The sequence below is a fragment of the Flavobacterium sp. genome (assembly GCF_027531905.1).
Classification (GTDB): domain Bacteria; phylum Bacteroidota; class Bacteroidia; order Flavobacteriales; family Flavobacteriaceae; genus Flavobacterium.
On the sequence record NZ_JAPZSU010000056.1, the window covers coordinates 13,168 to 28,679 of the forward strand.

The 15,512-nt window shown below is 35.7% G+C and carries 13 protein-coding genes and 1 riboswitch; of the genes, 4 read left to right on the forward strand and 9 right to left on the reverse strand.

Annotated features, from left to right (window positions below; translation table 11 throughout):
* Window positions 1-58: 58 nt before the first annotated feature.
* The 7 genes from O9307_RS13310 to O9307_RS13335 all read right to left on the reverse strand — a co-directional run bounded on the left by O9307_RS13310 (window position 59) and on the right by O9307_RS13335 (window position 7,311).
* Window positions 59-1,087 carry a PDDEXK nuclease domain-containing protein gene (locus tag O9307_RS13310; protein WP_298300145.1) on the reverse strand — a complete coding sequence of 343 codons (1,029 nt, stop codon included), beginning with the start codon at window positions 1,085-1,087 and terminating at the stop codon, window positions 59-61.
* Between the two features lie 55 nt (window positions 1,088-1,142).
* A complete protein-coding gene (locus tag O9307_RS13315) occupies window positions 1,143-1,436 on the reverse strand; it encodes a hypothetical protein (protein WP_298300148.1) in 294 nt (97 codons plus the stop codon).
* Window positions 1,437-1,477: 41 nt separating this feature from the next.
* On the reverse strand, window positions 1,478-1,609 hold the full coding sequence (locus O9307_RS14735; protein WP_366100586.1) for a pyridoxamine 5'-phosphate oxidase family protein: 132 nt from the start codon (window positions 1,607-1,609) through the stop codon (window positions 1,478-1,480).
* Window positions 1,610-1,872: 263 nt separating this feature from the next.
* The gene (thrA, locus tag O9307_RS13320; protein ID WP_298300150.1) at window positions 1,873-4,284 is read right to left on the reverse strand and encodes a bifunctional aspartate kinase/homoserine dehydrogenase I; all 2,412 of its coding nucleotides are present in this window, start codon (window positions 4,282-4,284) and stop codon (window positions 1,873-1,875) included.
* Between the two features lie 227 nt (window positions 4,285-4,511).
* Window positions 4,512-5,477 (reverse strand): alpha/beta fold hydrolase, encoded by a 966-nt coding sequence (locus tag O9307_RS13325; RefSeq protein ID WP_366100588.1) that lies wholly within the window; start codon window positions 5,475-5,477, stop codon window positions 4,512-4,514.
* Window positions 5,478-5,553: 76 nt separating this feature from the next.
* Window positions 5,554-5,658: riboswitch (SAM riboswitch) on the reverse strand.
* 132 nt (window positions 5,659-5,790) lie between these two features.
* Window positions 5,791-6,000, reverse strand: coding sequence for a hypothetical protein (locus O9307_RS13330; protein ID WP_298300152.1), 210 nt, complete (start codon window positions 5,998-6,000; stop codon window positions 5,791-5,793).
* A 30-nt stretch (window positions 6,001-6,030) separates the two neighbouring features.
* Window positions 6,031-7,311, reverse strand: a complete 1,281-nt coding sequence (locus O9307_RS13335) for an O-acetylhomoserine aminocarboxypropyltransferase/cysteine synthase family protein (protein ID WP_298300154.1) — start codon at window positions 7,309-7,311, stop codon at window positions 6,031-6,033.
* 726 nt (window positions 7,312-8,037) lie between these two features.
* On the opposite strand from O9307_RS13335, the gene metK reads away from it, so the two are divergent.
* Window positions 8,038-9,288 carry a methionine adenosyltransferase gene (gene metK, locus O9307_RS13340; RefSeq protein WP_298300156.1) on the forward strand — a complete coding sequence of 417 codons (1,251 nt, stop codon included), beginning with the start codon at window positions 8,038-8,040 and terminating at the stop codon, window positions 9,286-9,288.
* 265 nt (window positions 9,289-9,553) lie between these two features.
* Entirely contained in the window at window positions 9,554-9,988 is a 435-nt protein-coding gene (locus O9307_RS13345; RefSeq protein ID WP_298300158.1) for a hypothetical protein, read from the forward strand.
* Between the two features lie 84 nt (window positions 9,989-10,072).
* On the opposite strand, the gene O9307_RS13350 is transcribed toward O9307_RS13345, so the two are convergent.
* A complete protein-coding gene (locus O9307_RS13350) occupies window positions 10,073-12,775 on the reverse strand; it encodes a carboxypeptidase-like regulatory domain-containing protein (protein ID WP_298300160.1) in 2,703 nt (900 codons plus the stop codon).
* 134 nt (window positions 12,776-12,909) lie between these two features.
* Entirely contained in the window at window positions 12,910-13,824 is a 915-nt protein-coding gene (locus tag O9307_RS13355) for a GLPGLI family protein (RefSeq protein WP_298300163.1), read from the reverse strand.
* A 111-nt stretch (window positions 13,825-13,935) separates the two neighbouring features.
* Here O9307_RS13355 and O9307_RS13360 point away from each other — a divergent pair, with 111 nt between their 5' ends.
* Both O9307_RS13360 and O9307_RS13365 read left to right on the forward strand, forming a co-directional pair.
* Window positions 13,936-14,736: a hypothetical protein gene (locus O9307_RS13360; RefSeq protein WP_298300165.1), complete on the forward strand. Its 801-nt coding sequence runs from the start codon at window positions 13,936-13,938 to the stop codon at window positions 14,734-14,736.
* Window positions 14,736-15,350 (forward strand): deoxynucleoside kinase, encoded by a 615-nt coding sequence (locus O9307_RS13365; protein WP_298300167.1) that lies wholly within the window; start codon window positions 14,736-14,738, stop codon window positions 15,348-15,350. Before O9307_RS13360 ends, O9307_RS13365 begins: the two co-directional genes overlap by 1 nt.
* The last annotated feature ends 162 nt before the right edge of the window (window positions 15,351-15,512 follow it).

Below are 15,512 nucleotides of genomic sequence, written 5' to 3' on the forward strand. Positions count from 1 at the left end.
AGTGTGTATAGACTGGAGGTAAGTCTTGTTTTTAAATTATACTATTCTTCTTCCTCTACTAAGCATCAAGCCTTTGTAATTCTTTCTCAATTTCTTCAATGGTAGGCAAACTACTTTTTAGATTGTCTGGCAAATTTTCCGTTAGTTTCAATTCGCTTATCCCAATAGGTTTGTTTATATCTCGTAATGCAAATTCGGCTTCTAAATTACTTTTATCTTTACAAAGCAAAATACCAATAGTAGGATTATCGTCCTCTTGTTTGACTAAACTATCTACAGCTGACAAATAAAAATTCAATTTCCCTGCAAATTCGGGTATAAATTTGGTGTTTTTTAACTCAACCACCACATAACATTTAAGGCGCGTATGATAAAAGAGCAAATCGATATAATAATCATTCTCGGCAATAACCAAATGATATTGTTGTCCAACAAATGCAAATCCTTTACCCAATTCTAGCAAAAACTTAGTGATATGTTGAACCAATTGGTTTTCGATATCTCGCTCTCTATATTTTGAATCTAAAGCAATAAAATCAAAAACATAAGGGTCTTTTAGCGTTTGAATGGCTAAATCTGAAAAAGGTTCAGGCAACGTATTTTTGAAATTGGTTATCGATTTACCTTGTCTTTCATACAAGTTTGATTTAATTTGAAGATCTAAAATATCTCTACTCCAATTGTTTTCAATGGTTTGTTGGATGTAAAAATTGGCTTCAATAGTTTCTTTAATCTTTGTAATAATTAGTTTTATATGCCCCCATGGTAACTTTACAACAACATTTTCTGCTATTTCGTTCTCAACTTGGGAACGAATTGAGAAATAATTAAAAAACAGTTTGCAAAACTTTAAATTAGAAACCGAAAAGCCTTTCATTTCAGGAAATTCATCTTGCAAATCTTTAGATAAAGTTTCTAAAAATTTGCTTCCCCAAGCGGTTTGTTTCTCACTAATCATCTTGCCCAACTCCCAATAAAACGCAATCAACTCACTATTTACGGCAATTGCCGCTTTAATTTGCGAAGAACGAATTTTGCTTTTTAGCTCAACAAGCCAATTTTTATATTCAGTAGTTGTTATTTCCATAATAAGCCCCTCCCCAGCCCTCCCCATGAAGGGGAGGGAGTATAAGACTGGAGGGTTAGTCCTCTTTATAGTTTTTTACTTTATACGTTTTCATTGCACTTTCTATTTGTTCTTGTTCCGTTATATTAGGAAACATAAAATAACTTGGTGCTTTAATCGATTCTATTTTTTGCACCTCAATTTCGATTAATTGAGGTATTGGGAATTTATCTGTAAAACACGATTTGATTAACCCAACTTTCGTTTCAAAATCAATATCTTTTTCTTCAATGATTCTTGCAATTCCTTTTATTTTAAAGCCTTTTTGAACAAAAACATCTACAAAACTCACACACACTTTATTGTTCATTTTTATATTAGCAATCGAGGTTGGCGAAGCAATATTGGCAATCAACAATTTATTTCTTCAAAATAAGTAAACATTTCCTTGGGAGAAACATTCGGAAAATTATCTTCATCCGAAGTCGCTAACCAACACAAAACACTTTGCTCTATAGATTTTATTACCTCTTGATTGAACATAAGCACTATTATATTACAATATAGAAAATTATTTCGTATTCAATATTTTCATTCCCCCTTCGGCGGCTAGGTCAATGTCATTACGTTAAGGATTAAATGAACAAATGATTGCAGATTTTTGATTAACGATTTTTGATTGCAGATTTATAAGATGCTAAAAATCATTTAATTTTTATTCACCTTGCTCCAAAATCTAAAATCAAGAATCGTTAATCTTCAATCTAAAATCTCTTAACTTAATGACTTCGGGGGCCAGGGGGCTTTTACCCTTTATCCGACAACCTCAAAACATCTCCAAACACACCTCTCGCCGTTACTGCCGAACCTGCTCCAGCTCCTTGAATTACAATTGGTCTATCGCCATACGATTCGGTGTAAATTTCGAAAAAGGAATCCGAACCTTTCAAACCTCCCAAAGCAGTATCCGAAGGTACGGAAACTAATTTTACTTCTAGAGTTCCTTTGTCGTTTTGCAAATCGCCAGACAATTCACCAATATAGCGCAACACGTGGTTCGGTTGCTGTTCCATTTTTATTTTGGCATAAATAGGGTCGAACTCTTTTAGTTTATTTAAGAAAGTCGATACATCGCCTTCACGCAAATGCTCTGGAATTAAATTCTGAATGGCAATCTCATCAAACTCGTTTTGCAAATCCAATTCTCTCGCCAAAATCAACAATTTTCTACCTACGTCGTTACCACATAAATCTTCTCTTGGGTCGGGTTCGGTGTAACCGTTATCGATGGCTTCTTTCAAAATTTCGCTAAACGGAACGTCCTTGGCAGAAAAATTATTGAACAAATAACTTAACGTACCTGAAAACACTCCTTTGATTTTGGTGATATTTTCACCTGACAAATGCAACAATTTGATGGTATCAATCAAAGGCAAACCTGCACCAACATTGGTTTCGTACAAATAACTTTTTTGATTTTCATCTAAAACTTTTCTCAATTTCTTATAAAAACTATAGCTCAACGTATTGGCCACTTTATTTGAAGAAATCAAGTCGAAACTGCTTTCAACTAATGGAATATAATTTTCAACAAAAGTTGCACTAGCGGTATTATCGATGGCAATTAAGTTCTCTAAATGATGTTCATTGGCATAAGCAATTACCTCATCAATAGTATAGGAATGTCCGTGTGTTTGAATCTCGTTTCTCCAATTCGGCGAAACCCCATTTTTGTTCAACAAGACATTTTTAGAATTAGCTATCGCAAAAACATTCAATCGGATGTCCTTGCGTTTTTCAATTGCATCTGCCGATTCCAAAATTTGGTTAATCAACGTTCCTCCTACCAATCCATGTCCGAAAATTGCAATATTAATTTTCTTCGAGACCCCAAAAATTTCACCGTGAATTACGTTCAACGCACGGTTCAATTCAGATTTATGCACCACCAAACTCACGTTTTTCCCCGTCACGGTGTTGTTGAACAAAATCGGAACAATCTTGTTTTTGATTAAAGCCGTGTAGGGTTTGTGAAACGTACTCAAATCCTGTCCGATAATCGAGATTACGGAAACTTCATCAGTAACCGAAATTTTATTTACATCTTTGGAATAAAAGTCATTTTCGAATTCTTTTTCCAATTCAATCATCGCTTTACTCGCTTTGTCTGCGGCAACAACCAAACCAATACCACGCTCAGATGACCCTTGCGAAATAATACTTACACTAATATCATTATCACCCATCACTCTAAAAATACGCGCATCAACACCCGTTTTCCCTAGCAACCCTCTACCTTCTAAATTGACCAAAGCTACATTCTCCAATACCGAAAGCGTTTTGATTCCTTCCTTTCCAGCATTCGAAGTAATCAAAGTCCCTTTGTTTTCGTGATTGAACGTATTTAAAATTCGTAGCGGAATATTTTTTTCCAAAAGCGGAATAATGGTTTTGGCGTGCAAAATAGTAGCTCCAAAATTGGCTAACTCATTGGCCTCATTAAACGACAAAAAGTCAATTTTTTTAGCATCTTCTACTAATTCTGGATTGGCGGTGTAAATTCCATCCACGTGCGTAAAATTCTGCAATTCGGATGCATTCAAATAATTCGCAAAAAGCGATGCCGTGTAGTTACTTCCGTTCCTACCCAAAGTAGTCGCCTCGTTTTTGTTATTTGAACCAATAAAACCAGTAATTATGTTAACTTTATCGCTGTGTTGTTTAAAAAACTGCACCACATTTTTCTTAGAAATTTGCTCAATAGGTTGCGCATCACCAAATTTCCCATCGGTTTTGATTAATGCTCTAGCGTCAGCAAAATTGGCGTTGATACCTTTTTCTTTCAAAATAGCTGTAATCAATTTCGCCGAAAGTAATTCGCCTTGCGACAAGACTTGGTCTTTGATTTTTTCGCTATAATCACCAATCAAACTTACCCCTTCGAACAATTTTTCAAGCACGGTAAATTCCTCGGACAAATCCACCGTTGGGTAATCCGCTTGTTGATAGGCTTTAAATTTCTCGAACAAAGGTTTGTAGTTTTCATTCTTAGACGCAATCGCTAACAAATCTTCCAACTCATCCGTTGCATTTCCTCTTGCAGAAACAACCACAGCAAATTCTTCTCCCTTCAACACTTTGTCTGAAAGTATCGCCAAAACTTTATTCAATCCATCGCCATTCGCTAATGATTTTCCTCCGAATTTTAATATCTTCATTTTATTCTATTTTACGAGTCATTCAACTCCTTTTATTTACTTCATTTTTATATTTCCCCTCATTTTAATTTGGGCGTGACCCTGTTAAAAAAAGGGGCTTATCTATAGCACCGTTTACAAAGCCCCTTTCTTTAACAGGGTCGGGCTATACGCGCTACTTTGGTAGCCAGCTGCTATCCCTCACGCAAAATTCCACAAGAACTTGTAGTGAAATCTCATTTTTTCAACTATTCAAAAACTGTGGCAAGCAAACGATGCAACTGTTGAAATTCTATCAAAAAAGCATCGTGTCCGTGAATAGAATCAATTTCTTGATACGATGTTTGAAGCTGTAATCGTTGTAATTCTAGGTTTGTTTTTCGGTTTTCCGTTGGGGTAAAAAACAAATCGGTATTGATTCCAATGATATGAATGTTTGCCGTTATAGGCGCTACCACACTTTCAAAAGAACCTCTTCCTCGAGTGATATCAATGGTTTTCAACAACTGATTCATCAATTTATAAGAAGCCAATTGAAACCGTTGTTGTAATTTCTCTCCGTGATGCGCCAACCAACTTTCGATATTAAAAACACCCAATTCGTTATTAATCGTTCGGTTGAATTTAGCTTCAAACGATTCTGGAGTGCGGTAACACAACATCGCGTGTATTCTTGCGTCTTCAATTGGGCGAGAGGAGTTATTCAGAATTTGTTCTTGCAAATAGCAATTGGCCATCAACCAATCGGTCGCTTTCCAATCCGTTGCAATTGGAATTAAATGCTGAGCGAGTTGTGGCGACAAAGCGGCCATTTCCCAAGCAATTCCTCCACCAACAGAGCCTCCAATAATGGCATAAACACTATTAATCTCGAGTTGTTCCAAACCTAAATTAAAAAGCTGCGCCACATCACGAGCAGTAAAATCCAAATAAGATTCGATAACACTGCCATCAAAACCATTGCCTGGCACATTAAAGGCGAGAACGGTATATTTTTGAGTGTCGATAGTTTTTTCAGAACCAATTAAATCGTTCCACCAGCCAGTTGCGCCAATCACTTGTGAGTTTCCTGTCAACGCGTGATTTACAACCACAATAGGAACCGTGTGCAAAGCAGGTCCAAAAACTTGATAACTTAAGTTTAGGGTAGCATAAAAAGCACCACTTTCGGTGGTAAAATTAGTAAGGGTAAGTATGTTGGGTTTATTTTCCAATCTCAAATCTTTGTTGTTGTTGATTTGTATTGGAATATTAGAAAGAAAAACTAGTGGAGACTAGAGGTATTTTGTTGCGTTATCTTTTTCGCTAGGCGAATAGAATGTAGCACCTTCTTCGATTTCCGAAGGGTTGCTAAGGCTTCATTGGGTCTAATCCCTCCGCCTTTCTTTATAACATTTCAATACGTTTGTGAACTTAAAGCTGCAAAGTAACTATTTATTTTTTTAACACGCAAATTTTTAAAACAACAACCAAGTTACAAATCAATTGTGAACTTGGTTATTGTTAGCTTATTGAATGGTATATTCTTTAAATGAAAAGCGTGTCGTTTTCGTTAGAATACATATGAAACAACATTGATTTTTTAGTAGTTTCATTCGTAGCTTCAGAAGATTTATCCATAATAAAACGTGGATGAATCAACTCGTGTACGGTTTGGTCTACTTTTTCTATTTTATTTTTGATGTTTTTTCTACTAAAGAAAGAAACTATTTTGCTGAAGGTTATATTTGTTATCATGACGATTGTTTTTTATATGTTTATCTTTTTTTAATCTGAAAAGCTATCGAACACTGCTTTTAAATCGGCTTTTAAATCTTCTATGTCTTCTAATCCGACCGAAAGTCGAATCAAATCTTTGGTCACTCCTGTTGTTACTTGGTCATCATCTGACAATTGTTGATGTGTGGTACTCGCTGGATGAATGATTAACGACTTCGTATCTCCAATGTTGGCCAAGAGTGAAAAAAGCTTCGTTTCATCGGCTACTTTTTTCGCTGCTTCGAATCCTCCTTTGAGTCCGAAAGTTACGATACCACTCTGACCCTTAGGTAAATAGTTCTTTACCAAATCGTAATATTTACTCGAGGACAAGCCCGGATAATTGACCCAAGCAACGGCATCTTGTTGCTCTAACCATTGGGCCAAGGCCAAGGCGTTTTCGCTGTGCTTCTGGACTCGGATTGGCAAGGTTTCTATGCCTTGAATGATTTGAAAAGCATTGAACGGACTCAGTGCTGCTCCGTAATCTCGTAATCCTTCGATACGAACTTTGGCGATAAAAGCAGCATTCCCTAACGCTTCGTGATACACCAATCCGTGATACCCAGCAGAAGGTTCTGTAAACTCAGGAAATTTTCCGCTGCTCCAGTCAAAAGTTCCAGCATCTATAATTACACCTCCCAACGAAGTTCCATTTCCAGAAATGTATTTCGTTAAAGAGTGAATTACAATATTCGCGCCAAATTCAATCGGATTGAGCAAATAAGGAGAAGTAACAGTGTTATCCACGATAAAAGGAATTTTAAGCGATTGAGCCTCAGCCGAAATAGCTTTTAGGTCCAAAACATCTAATTTTGGATTCCCTAATGACTCGGCAAAAAAGACTTTCGTATTTTCTGTAGCGGCTTTAGTAAAATTCCCTGCTTCAGATGGATCAACGAAAGTGGTAGTAATTCCAAGTCTTGGCAAAGTCACACTCAAAAGATTATACGTCCCTCCATACAAACTGTTAGAAGCTACAATATGATCCCCAGCTTTTAAGAGCACCAATAAAGCTGTAGCTATTGCAGCTGTACCCGATGCAGTAACTACAGCTCCAATACCTCCTTCCAGCGCTGCTAAACGTTGTTCTAAAATATCATTTGTTGGGTTATTCAATCGAGTGTAAATAAACCCCGCTTCTGATAAACTGAATAAATTAGAAGCGTGTTCAGAATTATTAAAAACATAAGAACTGGTTTGAAAAATAGGAACCGCACGTGTTCCAGCAGTCTTAGTAGTATCGTGTCCTGTATGTAGTGCCTTAGTGGCGAATTTAGTAGTACTCATTTTTTAATTTTTTTTAATTGTATTTTTAATCGTTTTGGTAACAAAAAACCCTTTTAGAAATAGATCCAAAAGGGTTTAAAAAAGTTTTTATAAACTTACTTTCGGAATCAGCACATCTCAATCATACACATACCCATAACCATTGCCTTGGCATTCTTAATAGACTTGACATTTAGAGACTTGGACTGTTGTAGACTGATTTGTTTCATTAGATTCAAATTTTTAGTATTGTTTTTTTTTAATAAATAAAAAAGCCTCCCGATTTTGGCGGGAGGCTTTTGCTATATTTTGAATAAGTTTAAATACGTGCAATAGGCGACCCGCAGGAATTATCCTGAATGGCTTTCATCATTATACAAGAGACTAAAATCATTTTTTATCGTTTTGTTTCACAAATGTGCAAACTAAATTCCGAAAAACCAAACAATTAGTAAGCTTTTAAGAAATGTTTCGTATAAAACTAACAAAATAGTTGACTTTGGGGCGCTATCCTAACATTAATTCAAAAAAAAGTTAAGATTAATTTGAAATTAAAAATCGTTTCATACCTTTGCGCTCGAATACAGAGGAAAAATTTGAACTGATTGCAACCTCTTCATAATGAACTATTCATTGTGAATACTGAAAACAATTTTCAGTATAAAAAATGCTAAAGCAGGAACACTCCCCCTTTAGTTTTTTCAGCAATTTCACTTTCCTCTATTAATTTTTAATATACAAATTATTATGGCTTATTTATTTACGTCAGAGTCTGTAAGTGAAGGACATCCAGACAAAGTTGCTGATCAAATTTCAGACGCATTAATTGATAACTTTTTAGCTTTTGATGCAGACTCCAAAGTAGCATGTGAAACTTTAGTAACTACAGGTCAAGTAATTTTGGCTGGTGAAGTAAAATCAAATACGTACTTAGATGTACAACAAATTGCTCGTGAAGTTATTCGTAAAATTGGATACACTAAAAGCGAATACATGTTTGAAGCCAATTCTTGTGGTATTCTTTCGGCTATTCACGAACAATCAGCTGATATTAATCAAGGAGTAGATAGAGCGAGTAAGGAAGAGCAAGGAGCAGGTGACCAAGGAATGATGTTTGGTTACGCTACTAACGAAACTGAAAACTACATGCCATTGGCACTTGATTTATCGCACAAATTACTACAAGAATTAGCGATTTTGAGACGTGAAAACAACGAAATCACGTATTTACGTCCTGATGCTAAGTCTCAAGTAACTTTAGAATACAGCGATGATAACAAACCAACTCGTATCGATGCGATTGTTATCTCTACACAACATGACGATTTTGATGAAGAAGCTGCTATGTTAGCTAAAATCAAAAAAGACATTGTAGACATTTTGATTCCTAGAATTATCGCTAAAAATCCAGAGCACGCTCATTTGTTCAATGACAAAATCCAATACCACATCAACCCAACAGGAAAATTCGTTATTGGAGGACCTCACGGCGATACTGGTTTAACCGGAAGAAAAATCATTGTAGACACTTACGGTGGAAAAGGTGCTCACGGTGGTGGAGCTTTCTCAGGAAAAGATCCAAGTAAAGTAGACCGTAGTGCAGCTTATGCTACTCGTCATATTGCTAAAAACTTAGTAGCTGCTGGTGTAGCTGACGAAATTTTAGTACAAGTTTCTTATGCAATTGGTGTAGCTAAACCAATGGGTATTTTCATCGAAACTTACGGAACTTCAAAAGTGAATTTGACTAACGGTGAAATCGCTAAAAAAGTAGAAGAAATTTTCGATATGCGTCCTTACTTCATCGAACAACGATTGAAATTAAGAAACCCTATTTATAGCGAAACAGCGGCTTACGGACACATGGGACGTACTCCTGAAACCGTAACCAAAACATTCTCTGCTCCAGGTGGTCTAACTAAAACTGTGGAGGTAGAATTGTTTACTTGGGAAAAATTAGATTTTGTAGATCAAGTAAAAAATGCTTTTGGATTGTAAGATCAAAGCATTTCAATAAATCAAAAGCCTTCTTGTTGTAAAAACTTGAAGGTTTTTTTATTTCTCAATTTTAAAATACCATCTTAATACAACAACTTTTGATTCAAAACAAAGTCGAATACACTAAACCCAAAAAAAATGATTTCATTAACAAAAAACAATTAATATTGTTAATTTAAAATTAATATTTCTTTTTATATGGTCTTTTTTTTTAATTTTGTTGAATATTTCATAATTAATTAACCGATTTATACAATAACAAAATATGAAAACTTATTTTAAATTACTACTTATAACCTTTGCATTAACTTTATTTACTACTTCCGTTGAAGCTCAAGGCAACAGGGACAAAAATAAAAATTGGGGCTCCTCAAATTCTATTGGAAAATGGGAAAAAATTGGAACACAAACCGTTCAAAAAACTGGAGAAAAAGATGATTTCAGACCTTCCAACAGAAAAAGCTATTCAGCTCTGAAAGTGATGGTTAGAAAGAACACTGTCAATTTCAACAAAATGACCATTTATTTTGAAAATGGACAAAAACAAGATGTTGAATTAAGAAACATCATTAAAGACGGAGGTGAATCTAGAGTCATCAACCTATCTTTCAAAAGAAGAATAGACAAAATTCGTTTCGAATACAGAACCAGAAACTTAATAGGTAGCCGCGCTGAAGTAGATGTTTGGGCTAGGAGTTAATTTTCTAAAAAATACTTATTTTAAACATCACTTTTTTTTTGGTAAAAGTGATGTTTTTTTTTTGCTTTGGACCAAAAATTACAACTACAAATTATACTTCACAGAGAAAATCAAATAACGTGGTTGTACGGTATATTGAGAAGTTCTTGTAGCGAATTGCGAAAAACTATCGTCGTTGAGCGAGGTGGTATTCAATAAATTCGTGCCACTGATTTTATACTCGAATTTGCTGTTTTTCTTTTGGTAAATCAAACTAGCGTTCAAGAAATCGTATTCATTATTTACCGTTTTGTCATTGTTGTAATAATGATAAAACTCATACTCGGCCACAAAAGAAAAACTGTCTAAGAAATAGTAATCTAACTTGGCAAAAGGGCGGTCGGTATAAAAAGTATTATTATTATAGTCATTGATTACCATATTGTAGCCTACTTCTAAATTGGGCAGGCTTTTGTAATTGGTAGACGCTCTTAAGGTATAACTTTGGGTAAAACTCTCATTAGCGATAGTTACATTGTTCTGTTTGTTATTGAATTTCGACCAGTTCAAATTAGTATCAAATGAGGCTTTGTAATTTTTCAAAAACGAACGTCCATAAGAGGCGCGACCCGAAATGGTTTCATCGGCAAAAGGAGAGTTAAAAGGCACCGACGTTTGGTTTACCCCGTCAAAAGTAGCATCTGTTTTAATGGCATCTACCGTTTTGGTGTAATTCACAAAAGCGGTAATGTTTTCCATATTAAACATATTGTATTTGAAATAACGCAGCGAATGTTGTTGCGCCGTAGCATTTTCTAGTCCTCTGAAACCGCGTGTTAAACTGTTGTAGTTCGAGAAAACATAGCCTTCCACCAATTTATTAATATCGGTAAAATTGTTGGTATACGAAAAATTATAAGTCAAAGTCTCGGCTTTTTTGATTTGGTAAATTGCTACAAAATCAGGTAAGGCTCTGAAGAATTTTTGACTGAATTCGGTTCCTAATTGCGCATTGGTCATATTATAACTGTGCAAACTTACTCCAGGAGTAAACGTAAATTTCCCTGTAAGAATCTTATAATGCAATCCCAAAAACACATCATTAAAACGATAATCCACATCGTTGGTATTCTCCGAAGCATTCAAATCGTTTACGGAGCCATTATCTAAAAGCTGAAAAATAGAGGAATTAAAATTTTGATACGAATAGGTATTGCCTAAAGTCAAATTGATATTGCTTTTTGGGGTCAACATATAGTAATAATCCAACTTAGCATCGATTTTGTTTGTTTTTACAAATCGGGTTTGGTTGATGTCGTTTCTATTTTGCCCTGGCTGATAACCGCTTAAAATAAAGGGCTGAGATTGCAAATTAGCATTGTAAAAAGGGTCTTCCTCTTGGTATAAACTTTGCATTTCTACGGCAAAGACATTTTTTTCATTTAAGGTAAAATACGCACTCAAATTCTGATTTACCGATATTGGATCTTGCTCTTTTAGCGTAGCTATAGATTCCGTAGCCGAAATATTTTGCACAATCGATTCACGAAGCAACGAAGTGTTTTCATCTTGTTTGGACAACTTGGTCAACACATCATAATCCAACTGAAAATTAGTCGACGGCTTGTAGGTCGTGCTCAACTTGAATAAACCTAAATTACTGGTTTGGTGTGCTACTTCTTTTCGATTTTCGGTAGAAGCTACTTCTGAGGAATTCGGTTTCAAGATATTATTTTGAGAAATGGTTTCTAAATCGGTAATCGAAGAAGAAACAATTCCAAAACCACTAAAACTCCAAGCTTTATTCACGTTGTACGAGAAATTGGTCGCGCCAAACTTGGTGTCAATTTCCTTGGCTCTATTGTTTCTTGCCAAAGCAATCCCCAAATCATTAGAAGACACGTTAAAACTTGAGCCACCTTTAGCCGATAATCCACGGAAACCTCCCGTAAACTTAAAATAATCCTGAATCGTCAACGGCAATTCGCCTATGTTATTAAAATTCGAAATCAAATTTACACTGTACTTTGGACTGTAATAAAACAATTTCGGATTAATCACAAACCTGCTTTCTTTGTGTGCAATGCCCACACCAGCATTGATATCTCCAAACCAAAAGTTCTTCTTACCAGATTTCAATTTGATATTCATTCCAATATTGTCTTGGTTGTTTTCTACCCCTTTCAGAATGGAATTTTCGTTGTAATTACGCAACACTTGAATCTTATCAATCGCATCAGCAGGGATATTTTTCACTCCCAATTTGGTGTCCCCATCAAAAAAGTCTTTCCCTTCCACCATCAATTTGGTTACCTTTTTGCCTTCTACTTCAATCTCTCCGTCGGCATTTACCTCCACTCCAGGTAATTTTTTCAACACATCTTCCAGTTTTCGTTCGGTACCCGATTTAAACGAATCGGCATTGTACACAATCGTGTCTCCTTTGATAGAAACTGGCATTTCACGTACAATCTCAACTCCGTCCAATTCGATGCCACCCGCGTCCAAAGCAATATTTTTGACCAAATTAGTAGTAGCCGTAGTTACTTCGACCTCTTTATTTTGCATCCCCAAAAAACTCACTTTAATTAGGTAAGTCGTATTCGGTTTCAAATTCAGTGTGAACTTCCCTTTGTCATTCGTTATAGCATAGGCATCCATCGCTTTGGTGGTTTTGTTCACCGCCATTACGTTTGCCATTTCAAGTCCTGCGTTTTTAGAGTCGGTAATCAAACCATCAAGTTTAATGGTTTGTGCAAAAGATAAAGTAGTAAAAAGAAAAAAGGCAATTCGAAGCAATGCTTTCATAAAGAGGTTATTGAATGGGTTAGTTGTAGTGCTTTATTTTGGAGCAGCAACAATGGGCTTTTGAGTCAGCAACATTATTTTTTATGAGTTCACATTTTCAGTTGAAGAACCGAAACTAAAAAGTGATCTTACAATCAACCTCCAGATCTAATAATGAATTGTCCACCATTACCACCTCTACCGCGATTCATTTCTCGCATTTCCTCCATTTTCTGGATCATCGTTTCGTCAAACACTTTTTGGGTCACCACTTTTCCATTTGTTGCGGGTTTTATTGCTGCTTTCTCTTTCGGATTCAAGACTACTTTAGAACATAAAATTACCGTCCTGCCATCGTTTACCTCCAAAATCAACCCAGGCAAGCCCCAATAGCCCTCTGGACCTTGATTGACTGGAATTTCGGGAGTGTACCAAGCCGTGATGGCTTGTTCCTTGGGCATTTCGATCATATCCATAATGCTCGATTTCTTTTCAGTCGCCGCTTCATTCTTGTCTTTATCTGCCCCTTCTTTGGTTTTCTTATCGTCTTTTGGTCTAAAATTTCTAAAATCCGATTTGTTTATTGGCACAACAGCTGTGGCTTTATAACAATTATAGCCTCCAATCACTCGGGTTTCGCCTTCCATTTTCCATTTCATCTGGGTTAGCGTATCTTTTACCAAAAACTCCTTGCCCATAAATTCTTTATCTACCGTATAGGTTTTGTCTTTTACGTTCTTATAATACGTTCCGCCGCCACCGGTAAAGGAAGCCATCATTCGCATTCCAACGCCACCGCTTTGTCCGGGTGCTTCTAATTTTTCTTCTTCTTTGTAAATAGAAGCCGACTTGTCAAAACTTAGAATAAATGTTTTCTCAAACATTTTCTTCATTCGTTCCTCAATTCCTTTAATCATTTCGGGAGTCATGTTTTTATTCCCTTCCATTCTCGTTTTAAAATCAGCAGTGCTTGTTTTAGATTCATACACTGCCATACCTTGAAATTCCTGAGCTCTAAGCCCAATACTGGTTAAAACCAGAGCCGTCAAAAACAAAATAATTTTATACATGGTTTACAAATTTTTCAATAAGACGAGGTTCATATTCATTTGTTACAGCATTGGTTTATAAAAAGATATAGACATGCGAAAAACGAAAAAGTTTAATTGTAAATTAGCGAAATGAAGAAGTATGTAATGTTTTTTGTAGCATTTTCGTTTTTATCCCAATGCTATTGTCAAATCAAAGGAATTCCAATGCAAATAATGGCGAACGCTCCCAAAACAGTCACGTTTTTGGCTTACGACGCTTTTGAGTATGTTTACACTATAGAAAATAACGTTTTCAAGAAAAGCAAAGGCTCCGAGAACTGGGAATACAAAAACATCACCTTAGGAAAAATCACCAAAGTTGATCTTCAAAATCCACTCAAAATAGTGTTGTTTTACGAGGACTTCAATACTGTCATTCTACTCGACAACCAACTCAACGAAAGTCAGAAGATTAATTTTTCGGAGCACCCCACACCTATCAATGTCACCGCCATTGGAATAGCCGCTCAAAATCAATTGTGGATCTACAACAACCTCAACCAACAAATTGGATTGTATGACTATCTCAAAAACGAGTACAAAACCATCAGTACGCCAATTTCAACAAAAATAAAACAGTACACTACTGACTTTAATGCCTTTGTATGGATGGATGACAATGGAGAAGGCTACTCCTGCTCGTTATTTGGCGGCATTAGAAGTCTAGGTAAATTTCCAAATGCGGATCAAGTCCAAATCATTAATTCCAGTCAAATACTCTACAGTTTAGACCAAAAAATAACACTCTTGAGCCGTCAAAAAGATGCTGCATGGACAAGTACGCCACTTCAACTCCCCGAAAAAAGGTTTGAAAAATTCTATTACCAAGCCCAAATTTTAGCTATTTTTACAACCGAAGGAATTTATAATTTTAAAATCATACTACCGTAATGCACATAGCAGTAGCAGGAAACATAGGTTCAGGAAAAACTACCTTAACACAATTATTGTCGAAACATTTTAAATGGGAACCACATTACGAAGACGTAGTTGACAACCCTTATTTGGAGGATTTTTATCACCAAATGGAACGCTGGTCCTTTAATTTACAGATTTATTTCTTGAACAGCCGTTTTCGTCAAGTAATGCAAATTCGCCAAAGTGGTAAAAAAATCATTCAAGACCGCACGATTTATGAAGACGCGCATATTTTTGCTCCCAACTTGCACGCGATGGGATTGATGACCAATCGAGATTTTCAGAATTATACTTCCTTATTTGAATTGATGGAAACGATGGTACAACCACCAGATTTGTTGATTTACTTAAGAAGTTCCATTCCAAATTTGGTGGGACAAATTCACAAACGCGGTCGCGATTACGAAAACTCTATTTCTATTGACTATTTAAGCCGTTTGAATGAGCGTTATGAGGCTTGGATCCAAAGTTATACCAAAGGAAAACTTTTAGTAATTGATGTTGACAATATCAATTTTGTAGATAACCCAGAAGACTTAGGAAACATCATTAACCGAATTGATGCAGAATTGAACGGATTGTTTTAGAAACAGCTATCTCAGATTTATAAAAACGTTTCTACTGGATATTTTGTGAAAAGGTTAAATTTACAAAATGGAATACGATATAAAAACGATACTAGAGAAAATTATTTTACCGATTCAAGACGGCTGGAAATTATCAAAATTAGAAATTGATGAAGAAAAACT

Excerpts from the sequence above, each read along its gene's own strand:
- O9307_RS13310 (WP_298300145.1), bottom strand. The coding sequence starts at position 1,087 with ATGGAAATAACAACTACTGAATATAAAAATTGGCTTGTTGAGCTAAAA.
- O9307_RS13315 (WP_298300148.1), bottom strand. The coding sequence starts at position 1,436 with ATGAACAATAAAGTGTGTGTGAGTTTTGTAGATGTTTTTGTTCAAAAA.
- O9307_RS14735 (WP_366100586.1), bottom strand. The coding sequence starts at position 1,609 with ATGTTCAATCAAGAGGTAATAAAATCTATAGAGCAAAGTGTTTTGTGT.
- thrA (WP_298300150.1), bottom strand. The coding sequence starts at position 4,284 with ATGAAGATATTAAAATTCGGAGGAAAATCATTAGCGAATGGCGATGGA.
- O9307_RS13330 (WP_298300152.1), bottom strand. The coding sequence starts at position 6,000 with ATGATAACAAATATAACCTTCAGCAAAATAGTTTCTTTCTTTAGTAGA.
- O9307_RS13335 (WP_298300154.1), bottom strand. The coding sequence starts at position 7,311 with ATGAGTACTACTAAATTCGCCACTAAGGCACTACATACAGGACACGAT.
- metK (WP_298300156.1), top strand. The coding sequence starts at position 8,038 with ATGGCTTATTTATTTACGTCAGAGTCTGTAAGTGAAGGACATCCAGAC.
- O9307_RS13345 (WP_298300158.1), top strand. The coding sequence starts at position 9,554 with ATGAAAACTTATTTTAAATTACTACTTATAACCTTTGCATTAACTTTA.
- O9307_RS13350 (WP_298300160.1), bottom strand. The coding sequence starts at position 12,775 with ATGAAAGCATTGCTTCGAATTGCCTTTTTTCTTTTTACTACTTTATCT.
- O9307_RS13355 (WP_298300163.1), bottom strand. The coding sequence starts at position 13,824 with ATGTATAAAATTATTTTGTTTTTGACGGCTCTGGTTTTAACCAGTATT.
- O9307_RS13360 (WP_298300165.1), top strand. The coding sequence starts at position 13,936 with ATGAAGAAGTATGTAATGTTTTTTGTAGCATTTTCGTTTTTATCCCAA.
- O9307_RS13365 (WP_298300167.1), top strand. The coding sequence starts at position 14,736 with ATGCACATAGCAGTAGCAGGAAACATAGGTTCAGGAAAAACTACCTTA.